Origin of the sequence: Streptomyces sp. NPDC035033 (genome assembly GCF_040636735.1) — a bacterium.
In the GTDB taxonomy this organism is placed as follows: Bacteria; Actinomycetota; Actinomycetes; order Streptomycetales; family Streptomycetaceae; genus Streptomyces.
This window is the reverse complement of sequence record NZ_JBEZUZ010000042.1, coordinates 14,497-32,068: the sequence shown is the minus strand read 5'-3', so window position 1 is coordinate 32,068 and position 17,572 is coordinate 14,497. Positions and strand designations below refer to the sequence as shown.

The following is a 17,572-nucleotide window of genomic DNA, read 5'->3' as shown; positions in this document are numbered from 1 at the left end:
TCTCGACACCGGGAGGAACCCATGAGCCAGGCGTACCTGACTCTCGACGCGCTGCTGCCGCCCCAGGAGTTGGCGGCGGCGGTCGAGGCCGGGCATGTGACCCGCAAGTCGCATCCCGAGCTGCCGCTGTCCCTCTACACGTACACGCGCAGCTGTCAGTACGAAGGCGTCTGGAACGGCGTCACCACCCGCTGCCGCGGGCTCGTCGCCGACGACCGCACCGGGCGGATCGTCGCCCTTCCGCTGCCGAAGTTCTTCAACGTCTCCGAGCACGAGGCCGGTCTGCCCCACGCGCCGGCGCTGCCCGACGAGCCGTTCGAGGTGTACGAGAAGGTCGACGGCAGCCTCGGGCTGGTCTTCCACTACGAGGGGCGCTGGCGGGTCGCCTCCAAGGGTTCCTTCACCAGTGCCCAGGCGACCTGGGCGCAGCGCCGGCTCGACGCCGCCGACACGGCGCGGCTGGTGCCGGGGGTGACGTACCTGATGGAGATCGTCTACCCGCAAAACCGCATCGTCGTGAACTACGGCGACCGGCGGGACCTCGTCCTGCTCGCCGCGTTCGGTGCCGACGGCACGGAGATCGGGCTCGCGGAGGCGGCGGCCGCGTGGGAGGGGATCGGGTCGGTCGTGACCGTGCACCCGCCCATGCCGCTGGAGGCGCTCGTCAAGCTGGCCGAGACGAACACGCTGCCCGACGGCTCCGCCGCCACCGGCACGGACGCCGAGGGGTTCGTGCTGCGGTTCGCGTCCGGGGTGCGCGCCAAGGCCAAGCTCGCCGAGTACGTGCGGCTCCACAAGGTCCTCACCGGGGTCACCGAGCGCGACATCTGGCGCGGGCACGGCGTGCAGCGGTTCGCCGGCACCTCCGCCAAGGCCCTCGCGCAGGGCCTCGGCCTGTCCGTCGCGGAGCTCGGGGGCGTCCGGGCGCGGGGCGGGCGGCCCCTGGACGCGCTCCTGGAGCAGGTGCCGGACGAGTTCGACGCCTGGGTCCGGTCCGTGATCGAGGGCCTCGAGGAGGAGTTCGCCGCCCGGACGCGGGCCATCGACGAGGCGTACGAGCGGTTCGCGCCGCTCGCCGCCGACCGGGGCTCGTTCGCCCGCGCCGTCAAGGAGCTGCCCGATCCGGGGCTGCGGGCGGCGATGTTCCTGCGGCTCGACGGCCGTCCCACCGACCTCTTCGTGTGGCGCGGCCTGCGCCCCGAGACCGCTGATCCCTTCACCACCGACGAGGAGAACTGACCGTGCCCGTGGTCCACGTGATGACCGGACTGCCGGCCTCCGGCAAGACGACCGCCGCCCGTGCCCTGCAGGAGCGTTCCGGGGGCCGGATGCGCCGCGTCAACCTCGACGACCTGCGCGCCATGCTCGACCTGCCGAGCGGCGACCGCCGTTCGCGCGCCCACGAGCGGACGGTGCTCGACGTCCAGGACGTCACCGTGCGCGCCGCCGTCGACGACGGCTTCGACGTCGTCGTCGACAACACCCACCTCACCCCGCACATCCCGCGGCGGCTGAAGGCGGCCCTGGCCGGCCGCGAGGCCGCCTTCGTCGTGCACGACTTCACCGGTGTGCCCGCCGACGAGTGCGTCCGCCGTGACGCGGCCCGCGAGCGGCCCGTCGGCGAGGAGATCATCCGGATCCTCGCCGAGAAGCACGCCAAGGCCGTCCGCGGCGGCTGGCGGCTCACCGCCGACTGGCTGAACGACCGGCCCGCGGTCACCCCGTACGTCCCCGACGCCGCGCTGCCGTCGGCCGTCCTGTGCGACATCGACGGCACCCTGGCGCTGCGCGGTGACCGCGGACCGTACGACTTCACCCGCTGCGACCTCGACCTGCTCAACGTGCCGGTCCGTGACGCCCTGCGGGCCTTCCGCGACGCGCACCGGGACCGCGTCGTGCTCCTGTCCGGCCGCAGCGAGGACCACCGTGCCCTGACGGAGGCGTGGCTGGAGCGGTACGAGGTCCCGTACGACGAGCTGTGGATGCGCGCCTCCGGCGACGGCCGCTCCGACGACCTCGTCAAGGCCGAGCTGTTCGACGCGCACGTCCGCCACCGCTACGCGGTCCGGGTGTCGCTCGACGACCGGGACCGGGTGGTGGCGGTGTGGCGCCGGATGGGGCTGCCGACCTGGCAAGTCAACTACGGCGCCTTCTGAGCCACCCGCGCGGGACCGCGCGCCGACGCCGGCCGCTCAGGTGGCGGCGCGCGTGCCGGGCCACGGTGGTGGCGAGGGCGGAGAAGGCGATCGCGGGGCCGGGGGCGTCGGCGCGGACGCGGTCGGCGGCGTAGAGGGACGGGACGGCGCCGGGGGCGCGGTGCGCTCGGCTTCCTCCAGCCAGTCGGTGTACCAGCGGGCGAACGTCACCGGCCGGCCGTCGCGGTCGAGGAGCGGCGCGAGGTCGACGTCGTCCACCCGGCGGTCGGACCAGATCGTGCCGCGGTGACGGCCGCTGACGACCAGCCACTCCCGCTGGGCGCAGCCCAGGTGCGAGATGACGAGGGCTCCGGCCGTGCGTTCCGGGGCGAACATCACCGCGCCCCACCGCTCCTCCCACGCCTCGACGGCGTCGTCGAACTCCTCGACGGCGTCGTGGTCCTCCTCCTCGGGGCGCCGGGAGAGCAGCGCGTCGAGCAGGTCGGGGTCCGGTCCCCGGTCGGGGAACGGTTCGGCGAGCCGGGACAGGTCGGCCAGGTCGGCGCCATCGCCCTCCCAGCGCCAGCGCCCCCGCACGCGCCGGACCGGAAAGACGCCGCAGGCGGGGCCCGCTCCGCCCGCGCCGACGTGGAGCAGGAAGTCCCGGTACTCCCCCGGCAGCCGCACGCCCGTCTGAGCCTCCAGTTCGGCGAGCTCCTCCGGGGTGAGCGGATCCTCCAGGACCCACCGGTGCGCCGAGCCCCCGAACACCTCGTCGCCGGCCCGGGCCCCCACCGCCTCGACCCGCTCGCGCACACCCGCCCACTGTCCCTCGGTCATGCGCAGAACCGTACGCGCCGCCACTGACAGGCCGCCCCTCTTCCCGGGGCGACGCCATCAGCGCGGAGCCGTCCCGGTCTTCCCCGGCGCCGAGGGGGACGGGAGGCGTTCCGGCGGTGCGGCCCCGCGCGGGCGGGCGGCCGTGGTCCTCGTGGGGAGCCGGTCAGTGCGGCGGGGGCAGGGGGGTGAGGGCGTTGGAGACGGTGCAGCCGCCTTCTCCGGGCATCCGCTGGATCCGGGGCGGCGTCCACACCTCGGTGGCGCCGGGGGCCACGCGGGCGAGGAGGCAGTCCTGCGGGTCGAAGCCGTTGCCCTTCAGCGACAGGAGGACGCCGACGCGGTCGCCGTCCGCCGCCACCTCGGTACGGATCTCCGGGTGCAGGTCCAGGGCGGCGACCACGCGGCGCACCTCGGCCTCGTCCGCCCGGCCGCCCTTCGGCACCCGGGGGAGCTTGGCGGAGAGTTCCCCGTACGGCAGCGGGGGCGGTTCGGGCGGCGGGGCGAAGGTCAGCGGGGGGTTGTCCGGGCAGTCCACGTCCCGGGGCTCCTCGCGCCACTCCGACCTGGGCGACACCCGCACCTCGAAACAGCGCCGCACGGTGACCGGTTGGGCGTCGAACCGGTCGTCGTACGCCGTGCCGGACGTGCGGACGACCACGTCGACGCCGTCCCCGTCGTGGGTCGAGGTGCCCGTCACCCGCAGCACCTCCACCCCGTCGAGGCCGGAAGCGGAGCGCCCCACCTCCTCCGCCGTGCGCGGGCGCTGGCCGTAGAGCCGCTCGCCCGCCTTCCTGGCCGTCTCCCGTGCGGTGTCCGTCGCGTGGTCCTCGGAGTTCCGCACCAGCGCGCAGCCGACGGCGGCCAGCAACAAGGGGACGATCAGGAGTCGTCGACGCATGCGCCCACCCTTCCGGCGCCGCGCGCGGGCGGGCAGCCGCTCGCGTACTCAGACCGGTATGGGCGATCGTACTCATCCGGTACGACGGTCATCTCCCGGGTCCGGCCCGGGGGCTGGACCGTCGCTGTCGTCCGGTGGGCGCGGGTGCCGGCCGGGGTCCGGGCCGCGGGAGGGGCGGAGCGGTCCGGCGGTCAGTCGGCGCGGGAGTGTTCCACGGTGCAGGTGGTGGAGGAGGCGGGGCACCAGTGGGTGCGGCCTCCGACGAGGCGGAGCTGGAGGTCGGCGTCGCCCATGCCGGCCCGGTCGAGGGCGGCGCGCAGGGCGGTGGGGGCCGGCTGGGGCGGCAGGCCGAGGACGTCGACGAGGAGGACGCCGTTGCGGGCGTCGACGGAGGAGATCTGCCAGGAGCCGCCCGAGGCCCAGCGGTCGGCGACGGGAGCGGCGTCCGCGGCCAGGGCGTGGTCGCGGGCGACGGAGACGGTGCCGGCGGTGAGGGGGACGGCGACGAGGAGGACCACGGCCGCGACGGCGACGAGGGTGCGGCCGTGGAACGCCCCGACGGTCAGCCCGGCCCGGCCGGCCGCGTCGCGGACGCGGTAGGCGAGGAAGACGAGGGTGCCGGTGGCGACGATGGCGGCGACGTTGGTGGCGAACAGGAGCGCGGACTCCCCGGCGTCGTGGTAGCGGCCCACCGCGATCAGCAGTCCCGTGACGGCCAGGGGCGGGACGAGGGAGATGGCGATGGCGACGCCCGGCAGGGTGTCGGAGATGTCGGTGCGGACCAGGGCGAAGGCGCCGACGGTTCCGGTGGCCAGCGCGGCGAGGAGGTCGATCAGGCGCGGGCTGATGCGGGAGGACACCTGGCTGTTGCCGGAGAAGGCGTCCGGGGGCGAGACGACCCACCCGAGCAGCATCCCGATGAGGACCACGGCCACCGCGCCGCCGAGCACGAGCAGGGCGCTGCGCACGACGTGCGTCCGGTCGGCCAGGACCAGGGCCAGCGCGGTCCCGAGGATCGGGGTCATCAGCGGGGCCACGATCATCGCCCCGATGACCGTGGCGGTGGAGTCGCCGACCACGCCGGCGCCCGCGATGACCGACGCCAGGAGCAGCAGCGTCCAGAACCGGGAGGAACTGCGGCTGCGCCACTCGCGCTCGATGAACAGGGCGTCGGCCATCCGCCGGGCGGCCGCCTCGTCGACGCTTCCCACTGCCTGTCCTCCCGGCCGCGAAGTCGATGGGATCGACGGTCACGAGGCGGTCGGCGTGCCGCCGCCCCCACCTGACCATATGTCCGTTTCGAGGATTATGGAGGGTGTTGAGGTCTTCGGCGAGCCGGGGAGGGCGGGACAGGAAGGACACGCACCCCAAAGAAACGGACATCGGTGCGGCGTCCTGTTCCGTCCGGCCGGCATCGGCCCGACAGTGGACGGGAGGCCCGAGGGAACCCGACGGGTCCGAGCAGGCGACCGCCCCGGAAGGAAGCCCCGCCATGACGACCGGCTCCGCGCACGACGACGTCCCCGTCTCCCCGTTCCGCCGCCTGGCGCACCGCTGGCCCACGATCGCCGCGGTCGCCCTGGTGGTCGTGACCTTCGTCGACGGCGTGCCGCCCCTCGGGCTGCTCGCCGGTCTCCTCGCCGTGATGCCCGTCTGCTACCTGCTCTTCGGCGCGTTCCGCGGCGAGCTGCGCGGGTCCCGGGTCCTGGCGGTCCAGTTCGCGGGCCTCGCCGCGTTCACGGCCGTCGCCCTCCTCGCCCTGGCCGTCGACGAGACCTGGGGGCTGCGGGTGGTCGCCGTCGGCTGGCTGGCCCACGGCGTCTGGGACGTCGTCCACCACCGCTCGGGCCGCGTCGTCCCGAGGGCCTGGTCGGAGTGGTGCGCCGTCGTCGACCTCGGCGGCGCCCTCGCGATCCTGGCCCTCGCCTGAAAGTCCGGGGAACCCGGGGCACGGCCACGGCCCGTGCGTCGTCCCCGTGGACCGTCCGCCCCGGGGCCGTCGACGGCGGCATCCGGCACGCGCCGCCGTGAGCGGCGGTCGGGGGGTCGGTGTGCGCGGCGTCGTACGGGTCCCGGCCAGGACGCGTGTGCGGCCCCTTCCGGGCCTTGTCGGCCGTGGGCGGGGCCACGACGATGTGCGCCTGGAAGGCGTACGTCCTCGATGGGGAGGCCGAGTTGGGCGAGGCGACGACACGGTGGAGCGGGCGGCGCGAGCCGGGAGCGGGGCCTGCGGTGCGGGCGCTGGTCGCGGAGTCGTGGCGGCGGTCCGAGCGGGCGCGGGTCAGCCGGGACGGGGCGGCGCCGACGGAGCTGGACGAGGAGGAGCTGGCCGCGTACCGGGAGGGGCATCCGCTGGCGGCGGCGATGCCGGTGATCCGGGAGCTGCTCGGCGCGGACGCCCGGGACGGCGGGCATCTGCTCGCGGTGTGCGACGCGGGCGGGCGGCTGCTGTGGGTGGAGGGGGACCCGGCGGCGCTGCGGCAGGCGCGGCGGATGAACTTCACGGCGGGGGCGGGCTGGGCCGAGGCGGCGGCGGGGACGAACGCGCCGGGGACGGCGCTCGCCGTCGACCGGCCGGTGCAGGTGGTGTCGGCCGAGCACTTCCGGCCGCCGGTGCGGGACTGGACGTGCGCGGCGGCGCCACTGCACGATCCGCGCAGCGGACGGCTGCTCGGCGCGGTCGACCTGACGGGCGGCGAGCGCCTCGCCCACCCGCACAGCCTCGGCCTGGTGCGGGCGGTGGCGCGGGCGGCCGAGACGCAGTTGGCGCTGCTCGCCCCGCCGCCCGGGCCGGGGCGGGCGCGGCTGACCGCGCTGGGCCGGGACGAGGCGCTGCTCGCGGTGGACGGGCGGCGGCTGCGGCTGAGCCGGCGGCACAGCGAGATCCTGGTGGTGCTCGCGCACCGCCCGGAGGGGGTGTCGGGCGAGGAGCTGCTGACCCTGCTCTACGAGGACGAGTCGGTCGCTCCGGTGACGCTGCGCGCGGAGCTCTCCCGCCTGCGGGCCCTGCTCGGTCCGGAGCTGCTGCGCTCGCGCCCGTACCGGCTCGCCGGTCCGGTGGACGCGGACTTCGCGGTGGTGGACCGCCGCCTCGCCTCGGGGGCGGTGGCGGCGGCGGCCGGGGAGTACGCGGGCCCGCTGCTGCCGGCGTCGACCGCGCCCGGGGTCGTACGGCTCCGGGAACGGCTGGCGGGCCGGCTGCGGGCGGCGCTGGTGGCCCGCGCGGATCCGCGGCTCCTCGCGGACTGGGCGTACAGCGCGTGGGGCGAGGAGGACGCGGAGGTGTGGCGGGCCCTGTGCGCGGCGGTGCCGGCGGCGCAGCTGGCGGCCGTGCGGGCCCGGCTCGACGCCCTGGAGGCGGAGCTGTCCGCCGGCGCGCCGGGGACGCCCCCTCCGCTCCCCGTGACGGGCCCGCCGCGCCCGCTCCCCGCCGTGGGTCCGCCGCGTCCGCTTCCCGCAACGGGGTCGCAACGTCCGCTTCCGCAGACTCGGCGGTGAGCGCCGGTCGGGGACGGCGGGCGCGCACCGTCCGTCCGACCCGCAGGGAGGTCCGCCCATGACCCGTTACGCCGCACCCGGTACCGAGGGCGCGCTGATGGCGTACCGGCCGCGCTACGACCACTGGATCGGCGGCGAGTACGTCGCCCCGGCCGGCGGCCGGTACTTCGAGAACCCGAGTCCGGTCGATGGCCGGCCGTTCACCGAGATCGCCCGCGGCTCGGCCGAGGACGTCGAGCGCGCCCTGGACGCGGCGCACGCGGCCGCCCCGGCGTGGGGGCGCACGCCGCCGGCCGAGCGGGCGGCGGTGCTGCTGCGGATCGCCGACCGGATGGAGGCGAACCTGGAGGCGCTCGCGGTCGCGGAGACCTGGGACAACGGCAAGCCGGTCCGGGAGACCCTCGCCGCCGACATCCCGCTCGCCATCGACCACTTCCGCTACTTCGCGGGGGCGCTGCGGGCGCAGGAGGGGGCGCTCAGCCAGCTCGACGAGGACACCGTGGCGTACCACTTCCACGAGCCGCTGGGCGTGGTCGCGCAGATCATCCCGTGGAACTTCCCGATCCTGATGGCCGTGTGGAAGCTGGCGCCTGCGCTCGCGGCGGGCAACGCGGTCGTGCTGAAGCCGGCGGAGCAGACCCCGGCGTCGGTGCACTACTGGCTGGGCCTGGTCGCGGACCTGCTGCCGCCGGGCGTGGTGAACGTCGTCAACGGCTTCGGCGAGGAGGCCGGCAAGCCGCTCGCCTCCTCGCCGCGGGTGGCGAAGATCGCCTTCACCGGCGAGACGTCGACGGGCCGCCTGATCATGGGGTACGCCGCCGAGAACCTGAAGCCGGTGACGCTGGAGCTGGGCGGCAAGTCGCCGAACATCTTCTTCGACGACGTGTGGGCGGCCGACGACGACTTCCGCGACAAGGCCCTCGAAGGCTTCACGATGTTCGCCCTCAACCAGGGCGAGGTCTGCACCTGCCCCTCGCGGGCGCTGGTGCAGCGGGGCCACTACGGCGAGTTCCTGGAGGCCGCGGTGGCCCGTACGGAGGCGATCCTCCCCGGCCATCCGCTGGACCCGGCGACGATGATCGGCGCGCAGGCCTCGGCGGAGCAGATGAAGAAGATCCTCTCCTACCTGGAGATCGGGCAGAAGGAGGGTGCGAAGATCCTGACGGGCGGTCGGCAGGTGGACCACGGCGGCGACCTGGAGGGCGGCTACTACATCCAGCCGACGGTCTTCGAGGGCGACAACCGCATGCGGATCTTCCAGGAGGAGATCTTCGGCCCGGTCGTGGCGGTGACGTCCTTCACCGACTTCGACGACGCGATCCGGACGGCCAACGACACGCCGTACGGCCTGGGCGCCGGCGTCTGGACCCGCGACGCGAACACCGCCTACCGCGCCGGCCGTGCCATCCAGGCGGGCCGCGTCTGGACGAACTGCTACCACGCCTACCCGGCCCACGCCGCCTTCGGCGGCTACAAGCAGTCGGGCGTGGGGCGCGAGACCCACAAGATGATGCTGGACCACTACCAGCAGACGAAGAACCTGCTGGTCAGCTACTCACCGAAGAAGCTCGGGTTCTTCTAGCGGCACGAGAAAAGGCGCCTGCCCCTCCGCTCCGGAGGGCGGCCTGGCCGATGCCGGCTGAGAGCACCGGGCACGCCACCTTCCGGGCCACCCCGCGGCCGGGCCGGACGCAGCGGGGGCGCGGTGCCCGGACACATCCACGGGCATCAGCTCGCGCACGGCGACATCCCGCGGCTGGGATGGAGCACCGGCCTGACCGTGTGCCGCACCTGCGACAACCGCTCCGGCCAACAGCCGGCGCACCTCCGGCCGGTCACGGCTCTGGAGCACCGGGCCGAGTGGGTGTGACCTGGCGGCGGGACCCGGGAAGTCCGTTCGCCGACCTCTGCGGTCCCTGGAGGGTCGCGCGCCATCGGCCCCAGCCGTCCAAGCCTTGGGTGGGACGATGAGCCTTTCCCAACTTCACGCTGACGCGTGGGGGAGGACGAGTACGGCCTGGACGATCCCGGTGATGCGGTCGGTGCGGCAGCGGAGCTTCCGCAGGAGTCGCCGGCTCTTCAGGACCGCCATGGCCTGCTCGACCAGGCAGCGGATCTTGGCGTGACCACTGTTGTGCCGGCGCTTCCATCGCTTGAGCCGGCGGCCTCGGAACGGGACGCGTACGGGGTGGCCGGCTCCCTGGTACGCCTTACTTCAGCTCGGCTGCGGCGAGCGCGTCGATGATCCCGTGGGTCCGTGTGGCGGTCAGGTCGTGGGCGGACCCGGGCAGGGCGGGGGACGTCCACAACAGCCGTCCGAACGGATCGGCGAGAACCTGGACGTTCATGCCGTGACGCTTGTGTTTCCCGGAGTAGTACGGGGTGCCGGCGGCGATCCGGTCGATTGACAGGAGGGACCGTCCAGGATCGCGAACGCCTTGCTCCGGATGATCTCCACCGCCTCGGCCAGGGGCGGGGCGAGGGCGGCCAGTGGCATTCGCTGGGCCTTCTCGATCGCCGGCCCTCCGACGTCTCGCGATCAGGCCGGCGGGCGCAGTGGTGTTGCCGCGTGTGAATCACGCGCACCCGCGCCAGGCGTTCCGTGGACCTTGATCACCCTTGTGGACGGCCCGCGTGTGCGGCACTCCACCTTGCATTAGCCCGCGCATGCAATTATTGTTCTAACCCATAAGGCGCTCACGCAATCACCTTTGCCGTGCAGGGGCCCTGCCAAGCCGGCTCGTGCGCCCCTTGCCACGGCACCTCTGCCGGAGCCCGTCCACCCGCAGAGGACCTGCGCCTCACCTCTGTGCCGGGACTCGGACCAGCCCCCGCACCCCTCACCGAAAGGCATATTCATGTCGCTCAAGCACATCCTTCCCGGCCGTCTCGGCTTCGGCACCGCCCCGCTCGGCAACATGTTCCGCGCGATCCCCGACGACGAGGCCGCCGCCACCGTCGAGGCCGCCTGGGACCACGGCATCCGCTTCTACGACACCGCCCCCTTCTACGGCGCCGGCCTCGCCGAGGAGCGCCTGGGCCAGGTCCTCGCCGGCAAGCCGCGCGACGAGTACGTCCTGTCCACCAAGGTCGGCCGCGTCGTCCTCGACGAGCACGAGACCGACGTGCCCGACTTCGGAGAGAAGGGCGGCCTGTTCGAGCACGGCAACCCGAACAAGATCCTCCACGAGTGGACCGCCGACGCCACCGAGCGCTCCATCGAGGGCAGCCTCAAGCGCCTGGGCACCGATCGTCTCGACATCGTCTGGGTCCACGACATCGCGCAGGACTTCCACGGCGACGCGTGGCTGGGGAAGTTCGAGGAGGCCCGCACCGGCGCCTTCCGCGTCCTGTCCCGCCTCCGCGACGAGGGCGTCATCAAGGCCTGGGGCCTCGGCGTCAACAAGACCGAGCCCATCGAGCTGACCCTCGCCCTCGACGAGCCGCAGCCCGACGGCTTCCTCCTCGCCGGCCGCTACACCCTCCTCGACCACGAGCACGCCCTCACCCGCCTGCTCCCCATGGCCCAGGAGCAGGGCGTCGACATGGTCGTCGGCGGCCCGTACAGCTCCGGAATCCTCGCCGGCGGCACCCACTTCGAGTACCAGCAGGCCCCCGCCGAGATCATCGAGCGCGTCGGGAAGCTGAAGGCCCTGGCGGACGAGCACGACATCTCTATCAAGGCCGCCGCCCTCCAGTTCTCCCTCGCCCACCCCGCCTCCGCCGCCGTCATCCCCGGCGCCACCCGGCCCAGCCGCATCGCCGAGGACACCGCCGCCCTGAACGAGAACGTCCCGGCCGCGTTCTGGACCGACCTGCGCACCGCCGGCCTGGTCAGCCCGGCCGCCCCGCTCCCGAACAACGCCTGACCCTCACACCCCCCCCCACAGCATCAGGAGCGCCACCATGGCTTCCACGTCCGTCTCCCGCGTCGTCCCCGCCTCCCCCCAGCGGGTCTGGGACCTGATCGGCGGCTTCGACGCCCTCCCGGACTGGCTCCCGTACATCCCCGAGAGCACCGCCCTCGAAGGCGGCCGGGTCCGCCGCCTGACCAACCCCGACGGCGACGTCATCATCGAGCGCCTGGTCGGCTTCGACGAGGCCGAGCGCCACTACAGCTACGCCATCCTCGAAGCGCCCTTCCCCGTCGACGGCTACGTCTCCACCCTCCGCGTCCACACGGTCCCCGGCCGCGACGACGTCGCCGAGGTCCAGTGGTCCGGCCGCTTCCACCCCAAGGGCGCCACCGAGCAGGAAGCCGTCGACCTGTTCACCGGCATCTACACCGACGGCCTCGACGCCCTGCACAAGACCCTGTCCGCCTGACGCCACGGGCACACGAGGCCCGACCGCCGCACCACGCGAGCCCGGACACGCCCCCGGCGTGCCCGGGCTGCGGCGTGCCTGAGCACCTTCGCGTTGCGGGGTGGGCGGCGAGGCCGGATCGTGAATCCATGCCGTGCCTGAGGAGGGCGTCATCCGGCAGCAGGCCCTCCGCGAACGGAGCCACCCCATGACCAGCGGATCGTTCGTGAGGAACCTGCGCCGGAGTGTCTCCCCGCTGGAGCTGTTCTTCGACCTCGTGTTCGTGTTCGCGGTCGGCCAGCTCGCCCACCACCTGCACGACGAGCTGTCCTGGCGCGGGGCCGCCGAGACCGCGGTGATGCTGATCGCGGTGCTCTCCACCTGGGCATTGACCAGCTTCGACGCGACCTTCCTCGATGTCGAGCGGCCTCTGACACATCGGCTCGTCCTCGTCGTGATGGGGCTCGGCCTCTTCATGAACGCGCAGATCCCGCACGCCTTCGGCGACCGGCCCTGGGCGTTCGTGGTTCCCCTGGTGGCGATCCTGCTCCTGGCCGACGTCACGGCCGCGGTCGCCGCCCCGACCCCGGTCCTGCGCCGGCACTACCGCCGCGTCACGGCCTGGGCCCTGGTCTCCGTACCGCTGTGGCTGATCGGTGCCTCCATGGACCACGGGCCGCGGCTCGGCTGGTGGGCGGCGGCTGCCCTCGTCGACATGACGGGGGTGTGGCTGGCCCACCCGCTGCCCGGCAACGTCCTCTCGTCCCGGGACCTGACCTTCGACGCCGAGCACATGGTCGAGCGGATCCGGCTGTTCATCATCCTGCAACTCGGTGAGACCGTGCTGACCATCGGCACGGTGATCTCCGACGCCCCGGTCGAGGTCGCCACGGTGGCCGCGGGACTCGGAGTGTTCGTGGCCGTTGTGTGCCTGTGCGCCAGCTACTTCAAGGGCGGCGAGGACATCCTGACCCTGCACGTCACGACGACGGACGACGCGCTCCTTCCGGTCCGCCACGCGGTCAGCGGGCAGTACACCACGCTGGCCGGGCTGGTTGCGCTCGCCGTCGGGGCCGAACTCGCGATCAGCCACCCCACTGGACACGGCAGCGCCGAGATCGCCCTCCTGCTGTTCGGCGGCCCGATTCTGTACGTGATCACCCAGGCTTGGTGGTACTACGTCTCCACCGGCCGGGCCTGGGGCGCACGCCTGCTCGGCTGCCTGGCCCTCGCCGCTGGTGGCGTCGCCGCGGTGTGGCTGCCACCGCTGGTCTCCGTGCTGATCCTGGCCCTGATCCTCGTCACGCTCGTCACCGCGCTGAAGCGGGTGCACCAACGGGTGCTCACCGTGATGACCGCCGGCACCTGAGTGACCATGAGCAGCAAGCGCTCCGCGCGCCCTGCCTCATCGCGGCCGTTCCGCGGCCGGCGCGACCGTAGGGCTGGATGCGGACAGCTCGGCGCACCGACCCGGTCTTCTCGCGCGGCAGGATGCGAAATGCATCACTTTCGGAAGAATTGCGATGAATACCCGCACAAGCCCGTTCTGGAGGACTCCCATGGCCGTCTCCGACACGCCGATGCACCTCACGCAGGGTGCCCACGTAGGGATCTCGGTGTCCGATCTGGACGCCTCGATCGCGTTCTACTCGGCCCTGACCGGCCGTGAGCCCGTCGCACAGGGAACCATGAACAGCGAGCCGTTCGGCCGCACGCAGGGACTGCCGAACGCGAAACTGCGGTACGCGACGATCAACCTGGACGGGCTCGGCATCGACCTGATCCAGTTCCAGGACCCGGTCGGCGAGCGCACCAACGGCAAGGCGAACCGGCCCGGCTCCATGCACCTGTGCTTCAAGGTCGACGACTTCGACGCGGTGTACCGGCGCATGAAGGACGCCGGCTACGACTTCCTGGGCGACGACTACACGTTCATCGCCGGCGAGGTCACCCCGGAAGCCGCACTGGGCACGAAGGTCGCGTACTTCAACGACCCCGACGGCACCAATCTGGAGATCATCGAACCCAAGGGCGGGTTCGCCAACTGACCCCGTCAGGGCCGGCGCCGGCGCCGCCGCGCCGAGGGGGTGGCCGACGTGTGCCTCAGGCCGCGGGAACCGTCGGCGGCACGCCCGCGCCCTCGACGGCCTGCACCAGCGGCGTGAGCCGCTCGTCGCCGGCCGCCTCGGCGAGGGCCTCGCGCAGAGCCGCGTCGTTCGTCGGGCGGGCCTCTTCGAGGAGCTCGAGTCCGGCGTCGGAGACGTCGGTGTAGATGCCGCGGCGGTCGGTGGGGCACAGGTAGCGCATGAGCAGGCCGCGGTCCTCGAGGCGGGTGACCAGGCGTGTGGTGGCGCTCTGGCTGAGGACGACGGCGTCGGCGACCTGCTTCATCTGGAGGTGGCCGCCCTCGCCGTCGTGCTGGCGGCTGAGGACGTCCAGCAGGGAGTACTCCCGCACGCTCAGGCCGTGACGGGACTGCAGGGCGCGCTCGATGTGGGCCTCGAGCCGCCCGTGGAGCAGGGAGAGGGCGGTCCAGCCCTGGGCCAGGGCGGTCAGCGCGGGGTCGGTTGCGGTCATGGCGACCTCCTTCTGACTCAATAGTTGCATACGCGGACTACAACTATCCAGAGCTTCGCGCGCTTGCATTTATACCGCGCTTGCAATTATTGTCTTTCGACGTAAGCGCTCCGTGCAATCACTTGGAAGGCTGTCTCCATGCCTCTCGCACTCTTGGCCCTGGCCATCGGGGCCTTCGGGATCGGCACCACCGAATTCGTGATCATGGGCGTGCTGCCCCAGGTCGCGGGAGACTTCGGCGTCACCATTCCCACCGCAGGCTGGCTCGTCTCCGGCTACGCCCTCGGCGTCGTCATCGGCGCCCCGCTGCTGACGATCCTCGGCACCAAGGTGTCCCGCAAGAAGATGCTCATGGCCCTCATGGCACTCTTCGTCGTCGGGAACACACTCTCCGCGCTCGCCCCGACCTTCGGCCTCATGCTGGCCGGCCGGGTCGTCGCCTCCCTCGCGCACGGTGCGTTCTTCGGTATCGGCTCCGTCGTCGCCGCCGACCTGGTCGCCCCGCAGAAGAAGGCGTCCGCGATCTCCCTCATGTTCATGGGCCTGACCGTGGCCAACATCGTCGGCGTCCCCGGCGGCACCTCCATCGGGCAGGCCGCGGGCTGGCGCGTCACGTTCCTCGTCGTCGCCGCGCTCGGGATCATCGGCTTCCTCGGTGTCGCCAAGCTCGTCCCCGAAGCCGGCCGCCCGGAGTCGGTGAGCGTGCGCCGCGAGTTCGCCGCCTTCAAGAACGTGCAGGTCTGGCTCGCCATGGCGATGACCGTCCTCGGCTATGGCGGTGTGTTCGCCGCGATCACCTACATCACCCCGATGATGACCGAGGTCGCCGGCTACACCGAGAGCGCCGTGACCTGGCTGCTCGTCCTGTTCGGGATCGGCATGTTCCTCGGCAACCTGCTCGGCGGAAAGTTCGCCGACCGCGCCCTGATGCCGATGCTCTTCACCGCCCTGGCCGCCCTCACCGCCGCCCTGCTCCTGTTCACCGCGACCGCGCACGACAAGGTCCTGGCCGCGATCACCCTCTCCCTGATCGGCGCCCTCGGCTTCGCGACCGTTCCGCCGCTGCAGAAGTGGGTCCTCGACCAGGCGTCGGCCGCCCCCACCCTGGCCTCCGCCGCCAACATCGGCGCCTTCAACCTCGGCAACGCCCTCGCCGCCTGGCTCGGCGGTGTCGTCATCGCCGCCGGCCTCGGCTTCACCGCCCCCAACTGGGTCGGCGCGATCCTCTCCGGCACCGCGCTGCTCCTCGCCTTCCTCGCGGCCCGCCTCGACCGCCGCACCCGCAAGGCGAGCCACGTCGTCACCGGATCCATGACGACCGAGCCCGCCCCGGCGACCGTCTGACCCCCACACACAGCGACAACCCTCCGAGAAAGACCAGAAGGACCCCTCATGAGCACCACCACCGCCCCCACCCCCGTCGCCCCGCTGACCACGCAGGACGCCGAGACCCTGATCACCGCCGCCCGCCGCGCCGCCGAGGACGCCGGCGTCACCGTCAGCGTCACCGTCCTCGACGCCGGCGGCCACCTCCTCGCCTTCCGCCGCGACGACCAGGCCGTACTCATCTCCGGCGAGACCAGCACCCGCAAGGCGTACACCGCGCTCCAGCTGAACGCGCCCACCGCCGACCTCGTCGACCTGGTCAAGCCCGACGGCCCGTTCCACTCGCTGCCCACCGCCCTCGACAAGCCGCTGCTCTTCATCGCCGGCGGCATCCCCGTCCACCGCGACGGCCGCCTCATCGGCGCGATCGGCGTCGGCGGCGGCGCCCCCGAGCAGGACCACTCCTTCGCCGCCGCCGCGCTCACCGAGCCGGCCGGGACCGCCCGATGAGCCGCACCCCGCAAGAGGTCTTCGCCGACCACGGCACCCGCCTCGGCACCGGCGACCTCGACCTCATCAGCCAGAACTACACCGAGGACGCCGTCTTCCTCACCCCCGAGGGCACCCTCACGGGACGCGAGGGAGTACGGCGGGGCATCGGCAAGCTGCTCGCCGATCTCCCGGACGCCGACTGGCAGTCGACCCCGATCTTCGCCGGGAACGTCCTGCTCCTCCAGTGGACCGCCGCCACCGGCACCCACGAGGTCACCGACGGCGTCGACACATTCGTCTTCCGCGACGGACTCATCAGCGCCCAGACCGTCCGCTACACCCTCACCCCCCGCACCGCCTGAAACTCCGAAAGGCCCGCACACCATGGCACCCCTCAGCGTCCCCACCGTCACCCTCGACAACGGCGTCGACATCCCCCAGCTCGGCTTCGGCGTCTTCCAGGTCCCCGACGCCGAGACCACCGCCGCCGTCGCCTCCGCCCTCGAGGCCGGCTACCGCTCCATCGACACCGCCGCGATCTACGGCAACGAGGCCGGCGTCGGCAAGGCCCTCGCCGAGTCCGGGATCGCCCGCGAGGACCTGTTCATCACCACCAAGCTGTGGAACGCCGACCAGGGCTACGACGCCACGCTCCGCGCCTTCGACGCCAGCCTCGCCAAGCTCGGCCTCGACCACGTCGACATGTACCTGATCCACTGGCCCACCCCGGCCCGTGACCTGTACAAGGAGACCTGGAAGGCCATCGAGCAGCTCGTCGCCGACGGCCGCGTCCGCACCGCGGGCGTCTCCAACTTCCAGCCCGACCACCTCAAGCGGCTGATCGACGGCGCCGGCCTCGTCCCGGCCGTCAACCAGATCGAGCTGCACCCCGGCCTCCAGCAGAGCGAACTGCGCGCCGTCCACGCCGACCTGGGCATCGCCACCGAGGCGTGGAGCCCGCTCGCCCAGGGCGCCGTCCTCAAGGACGAGCCGATCACCGCCATCGCCGGCCGGCACGGCAAGTCCCCGGCCCAGGTCGTCCTGCGCTGGCACCTGCAGCTCGGCAACATCGTCATCCCCAAGTCGGTGACGCCCGAGCGCATCCGCCAGAACCTCGACGTCTTCGACTTCACCCTCACCGACGACGACATGGCCGCCATCGCCGGCCTCGACCGCGGCCTGCGCACCGGCCCGCACCCGGACCAGTTCAACTGACCCTGACGGGGCGGCGGTTGACCCGCCTCTATCCCTGAAGGATCACCCGGCTCGCGCGGGCAGGACGGCAGGTCCCGCCCGCGCGAGCTCCCTGTTCCGCAATTCCGCTCCGTGGCTCCCCGGCCCGCGCGCCGACAGCCTGCTCGCCGCCGACCACCCTCGCCGGCTCGGAGTGACGGCACAGACCTGGTGATCACTCCTCCTCGCCCTCGGTCAGGTGCTGGGCAAGCCGCTTGAGGGAACCTCCTCGGGTCCTGTGCGCCCGCCCCCGGTGCCGCCGTGGCGC

At 73.0% G+C, this 17,572-nt stretch carries 17 protein-coding genes and 2 pseudogenes; 14 read left to right on the top strand and 5 right to left on the bottom strand.

All coding sequences use genetic code 11. The features are described 5' to 3' along the window. The first annotated feature begins 21 nt into the window (after positions 1 to 21). On the top strand, positions 22 to 1,239 hold the full coding sequence (locus tag AB0E83_RS18875; RefSeq protein WP_362112536.1) for an RNA ligase: 1,218 nt from the start codon (positions 22 to 24) through the stop codon (positions 1,237 to 1,239). A 2-nt stretch (positions 1,240 to 1,241) separates the two neighbouring features. Continuing rightward, positions 1,242 to 2,156 (top strand): AAA family ATPase, encoded by a 915-nt coding sequence (locus tag AB0E83_RS18870; RefSeq protein ID WP_362112533.1) that lies wholly within the window; start codon positions 1,242 to 1,244, stop codon positions 2,154 to 2,156. A 144-nt stretch (positions 2,157 to 2,300) separates the two neighbouring features. Here the strand turns inward: AB0E83_RS18870 and AB0E83_RS18865 are convergent. The 3 genes and pseudogenes from AB0E83_RS18865 to AB0E83_RS18855 all read right to left on the bottom strand — a co-directional run. Beyond that, positions 2,301 to 2,975: pseudogene (locus AB0E83_RS18865) on the bottom strand (SMI1/KNR4 family protein); the annotation flags it as partial. A 163-nt stretch (positions 2,976 to 3,138) separates the two neighbouring features. Next, positions 3,139 to 3,873 carry a translation initiation factor IF-2 gene (locus AB0E83_RS18860; protein ID WP_362112530.1) on the bottom strand — a complete coding sequence of 245 codons (735 nt, stop codon included), beginning with the start codon at positions 3,871 to 3,873 and terminating at the stop codon, positions 3,139 to 3,141. Positions 3,874 to 4,064: 191 nt separating this feature from the next. Then, positions 4,065 to 5,084, bottom strand: a complete 1,020-nt coding sequence (locus tag AB0E83_RS18855; RefSeq protein WP_362112527.1) for a DUF389 domain-containing protein — start codon at positions 5,082 to 5,084, stop codon at positions 4,065 to 4,067. 281 nt (positions 5,085 to 5,365) lie between these two features. Here AB0E83_RS18855 and AB0E83_RS18850 point away from each other — a divergent pair, with 281 nt between their 5' ends. The 4 genes from AB0E83_RS18850 to AB0E83_RS18835 all read left to right on the top strand — a co-directional run bounded on the left by AB0E83_RS18850 (position 5,366) and on the right by AB0E83_RS18835 (position 9,241). Then, positions 5,366 to 5,803, top strand: coding sequence for a hypothetical protein (locus AB0E83_RS18850; protein ID WP_362112524.1), 438 nt, complete (start codon positions 5,366 to 5,368; stop codon positions 5,801 to 5,803). Between the two features lie 185 nt (positions 5,804 to 5,988). After that, a complete protein-coding gene (locus AB0E83_RS18845; protein ID WP_362112521.1) occupies positions 5,989 to 7,371 on the top strand; it encodes a GAF domain-containing protein in 1,383 nt (460 codons plus the stop codon). A gap of 58 nt (positions 7,372 to 7,429) precedes the next feature. Then, positions 7,430 to 8,953 carry an aldehyde dehydrogenase family protein gene (locus AB0E83_RS18840; RefSeq protein ID WP_362112518.1) on the top strand — a complete coding sequence of 508 codons (1,524 nt, stop codon included), beginning with the start codon at positions 7,430 to 7,432 and terminating at the stop codon, positions 8,951 to 8,953. A 123-nt stretch (positions 8,954 to 9,076) separates the two neighbouring features. Beyond that, complete coding sequence (locus AB0E83_RS18835) at positions 9,077 to 9,241, top strand: hypothetical protein (RefSeq protein ID WP_362112515.1); 165 nt, start codon at positions 9,077 to 9,079, stop codon at positions 9,239 to 9,241. Positions 9,242 to 9,355: 114 nt separating this feature from the next. Here AB0E83_RS18835 and AB0E83_RS18830 read toward each other — a convergent pair. After that, positions 9,356 to 9,862, bottom strand: a pseudogene (locus AB0E83_RS18830) (transposase family protein); the annotation flags it as partial. Positions 9,863 to 10,229: 367 nt separating this feature from the next. Between AB0E83_RS18830 and AB0E83_RS18825 the strand changes: the two are divergent. The 4 genes from AB0E83_RS18825 (at position 10,230) to AB0E83_RS18810 (ending at position 13,724) form a co-directional block, all read left to right on the top strand. Continuing rightward, positions 10,230 to 11,240, top strand: a complete 1,011-nt coding sequence (locus tag AB0E83_RS18825) for an aldo/keto reductase (protein ID WP_362112512.1) — start codon at positions 10,230 to 10,232, stop codon at positions 11,238 to 11,240. Positions 11,241 to 11,277: 37 nt separating this feature from the next. After that, positions 11,278 to 11,697: an SRPBCC family protein gene (locus AB0E83_RS18820; RefSeq protein WP_362112509.1), complete on the top strand. Its 420-nt coding sequence runs from the start codon at positions 11,278 to 11,280 to the stop codon at positions 11,695 to 11,697. A gap of 187 nt (positions 11,698 to 11,884) precedes the next feature. Then, complete coding sequence (locus tag AB0E83_RS18815) at positions 11,885 to 13,045, top strand: low temperature requirement protein A (protein ID WP_362112506.1); 1,161 nt, start codon at positions 11,885 to 11,887, stop codon at positions 13,043 to 13,045. Between the two features lie 154 nt (positions 13,046 to 13,199). After that, positions 13,200 to 13,724 carry a VOC family protein gene (locus AB0E83_RS18810; protein WP_362112503.1) on the top strand — a complete coding sequence of 175 codons (525 nt, stop codon included), beginning with the start codon at positions 13,200 to 13,202 and terminating at the stop codon, positions 13,722 to 13,724. 55 nt (positions 13,725 to 13,779) lie between these two features. Here AB0E83_RS18810 and AB0E83_RS18805 read toward each other — a convergent pair whose 3' ends face one another. After that, positions 13,780 to 14,253 carry a MarR family transcriptional regulator gene (locus tag AB0E83_RS18805; RefSeq protein ID WP_362112500.1) on the bottom strand — a complete coding sequence of 158 codons (474 nt, stop codon included), beginning with the start codon at positions 14,251 to 14,253 and terminating at the stop codon, positions 13,780 to 13,782. A gap of 138 nt (positions 14,254 to 14,391) precedes the next feature. Here AB0E83_RS18805 and AB0E83_RS18800 point away from each other — a divergent pair, with 138 nt between their 5' ends. Genes AB0E83_RS18800 through AB0E83_RS18785 form a run of 4 tightly spaced genes read left to right on the top strand, consistent with a single transcriptional unit; the run spans position 14,392 to position 17,286 of the window. Continuing rightward, positions 14,392 to 15,597 carry an MFS transporter gene (locus AB0E83_RS18800; RefSeq protein WP_362112497.1) on the top strand — a complete coding sequence of 402 codons (1,206 nt, stop codon included), beginning with the start codon at positions 14,392 to 14,394 and terminating at the stop codon, positions 15,595 to 15,597. 48 nt (positions 15,598 to 15,645) lie between these two features. Continuing rightward, positions 15,646 to 16,089 (top strand): heme-binding protein, encoded by a 444-nt coding sequence (locus tag AB0E83_RS18795; RefSeq protein WP_362112494.1) that lies wholly within the window; start codon positions 15,646 to 15,648, stop codon positions 16,087 to 16,089. Continuing rightward, positions 16,086 to 16,433 carry a nuclear transport factor 2 family protein gene (locus AB0E83_RS18790; RefSeq protein WP_362112491.1) on the top strand — a complete coding sequence of 116 codons (348 nt, stop codon included), beginning with the start codon at positions 16,086 to 16,088 and terminating at the stop codon, positions 16,431 to 16,433. Before AB0E83_RS18795 ends, AB0E83_RS18790 begins: the two co-directional genes overlap by 4 nt. A 22-nt stretch (positions 16,434 to 16,455) precedes the next feature. Further along, complete coding sequence (locus tag AB0E83_RS18785) at positions 16,456 to 17,286, top strand: aldo/keto reductase (protein WP_362112488.1); 831 nt, start codon at positions 16,456 to 16,458, stop codon at positions 17,284 to 17,286. Positions 17,287 to 17,572: the final 286 nt, after the last annotated feature.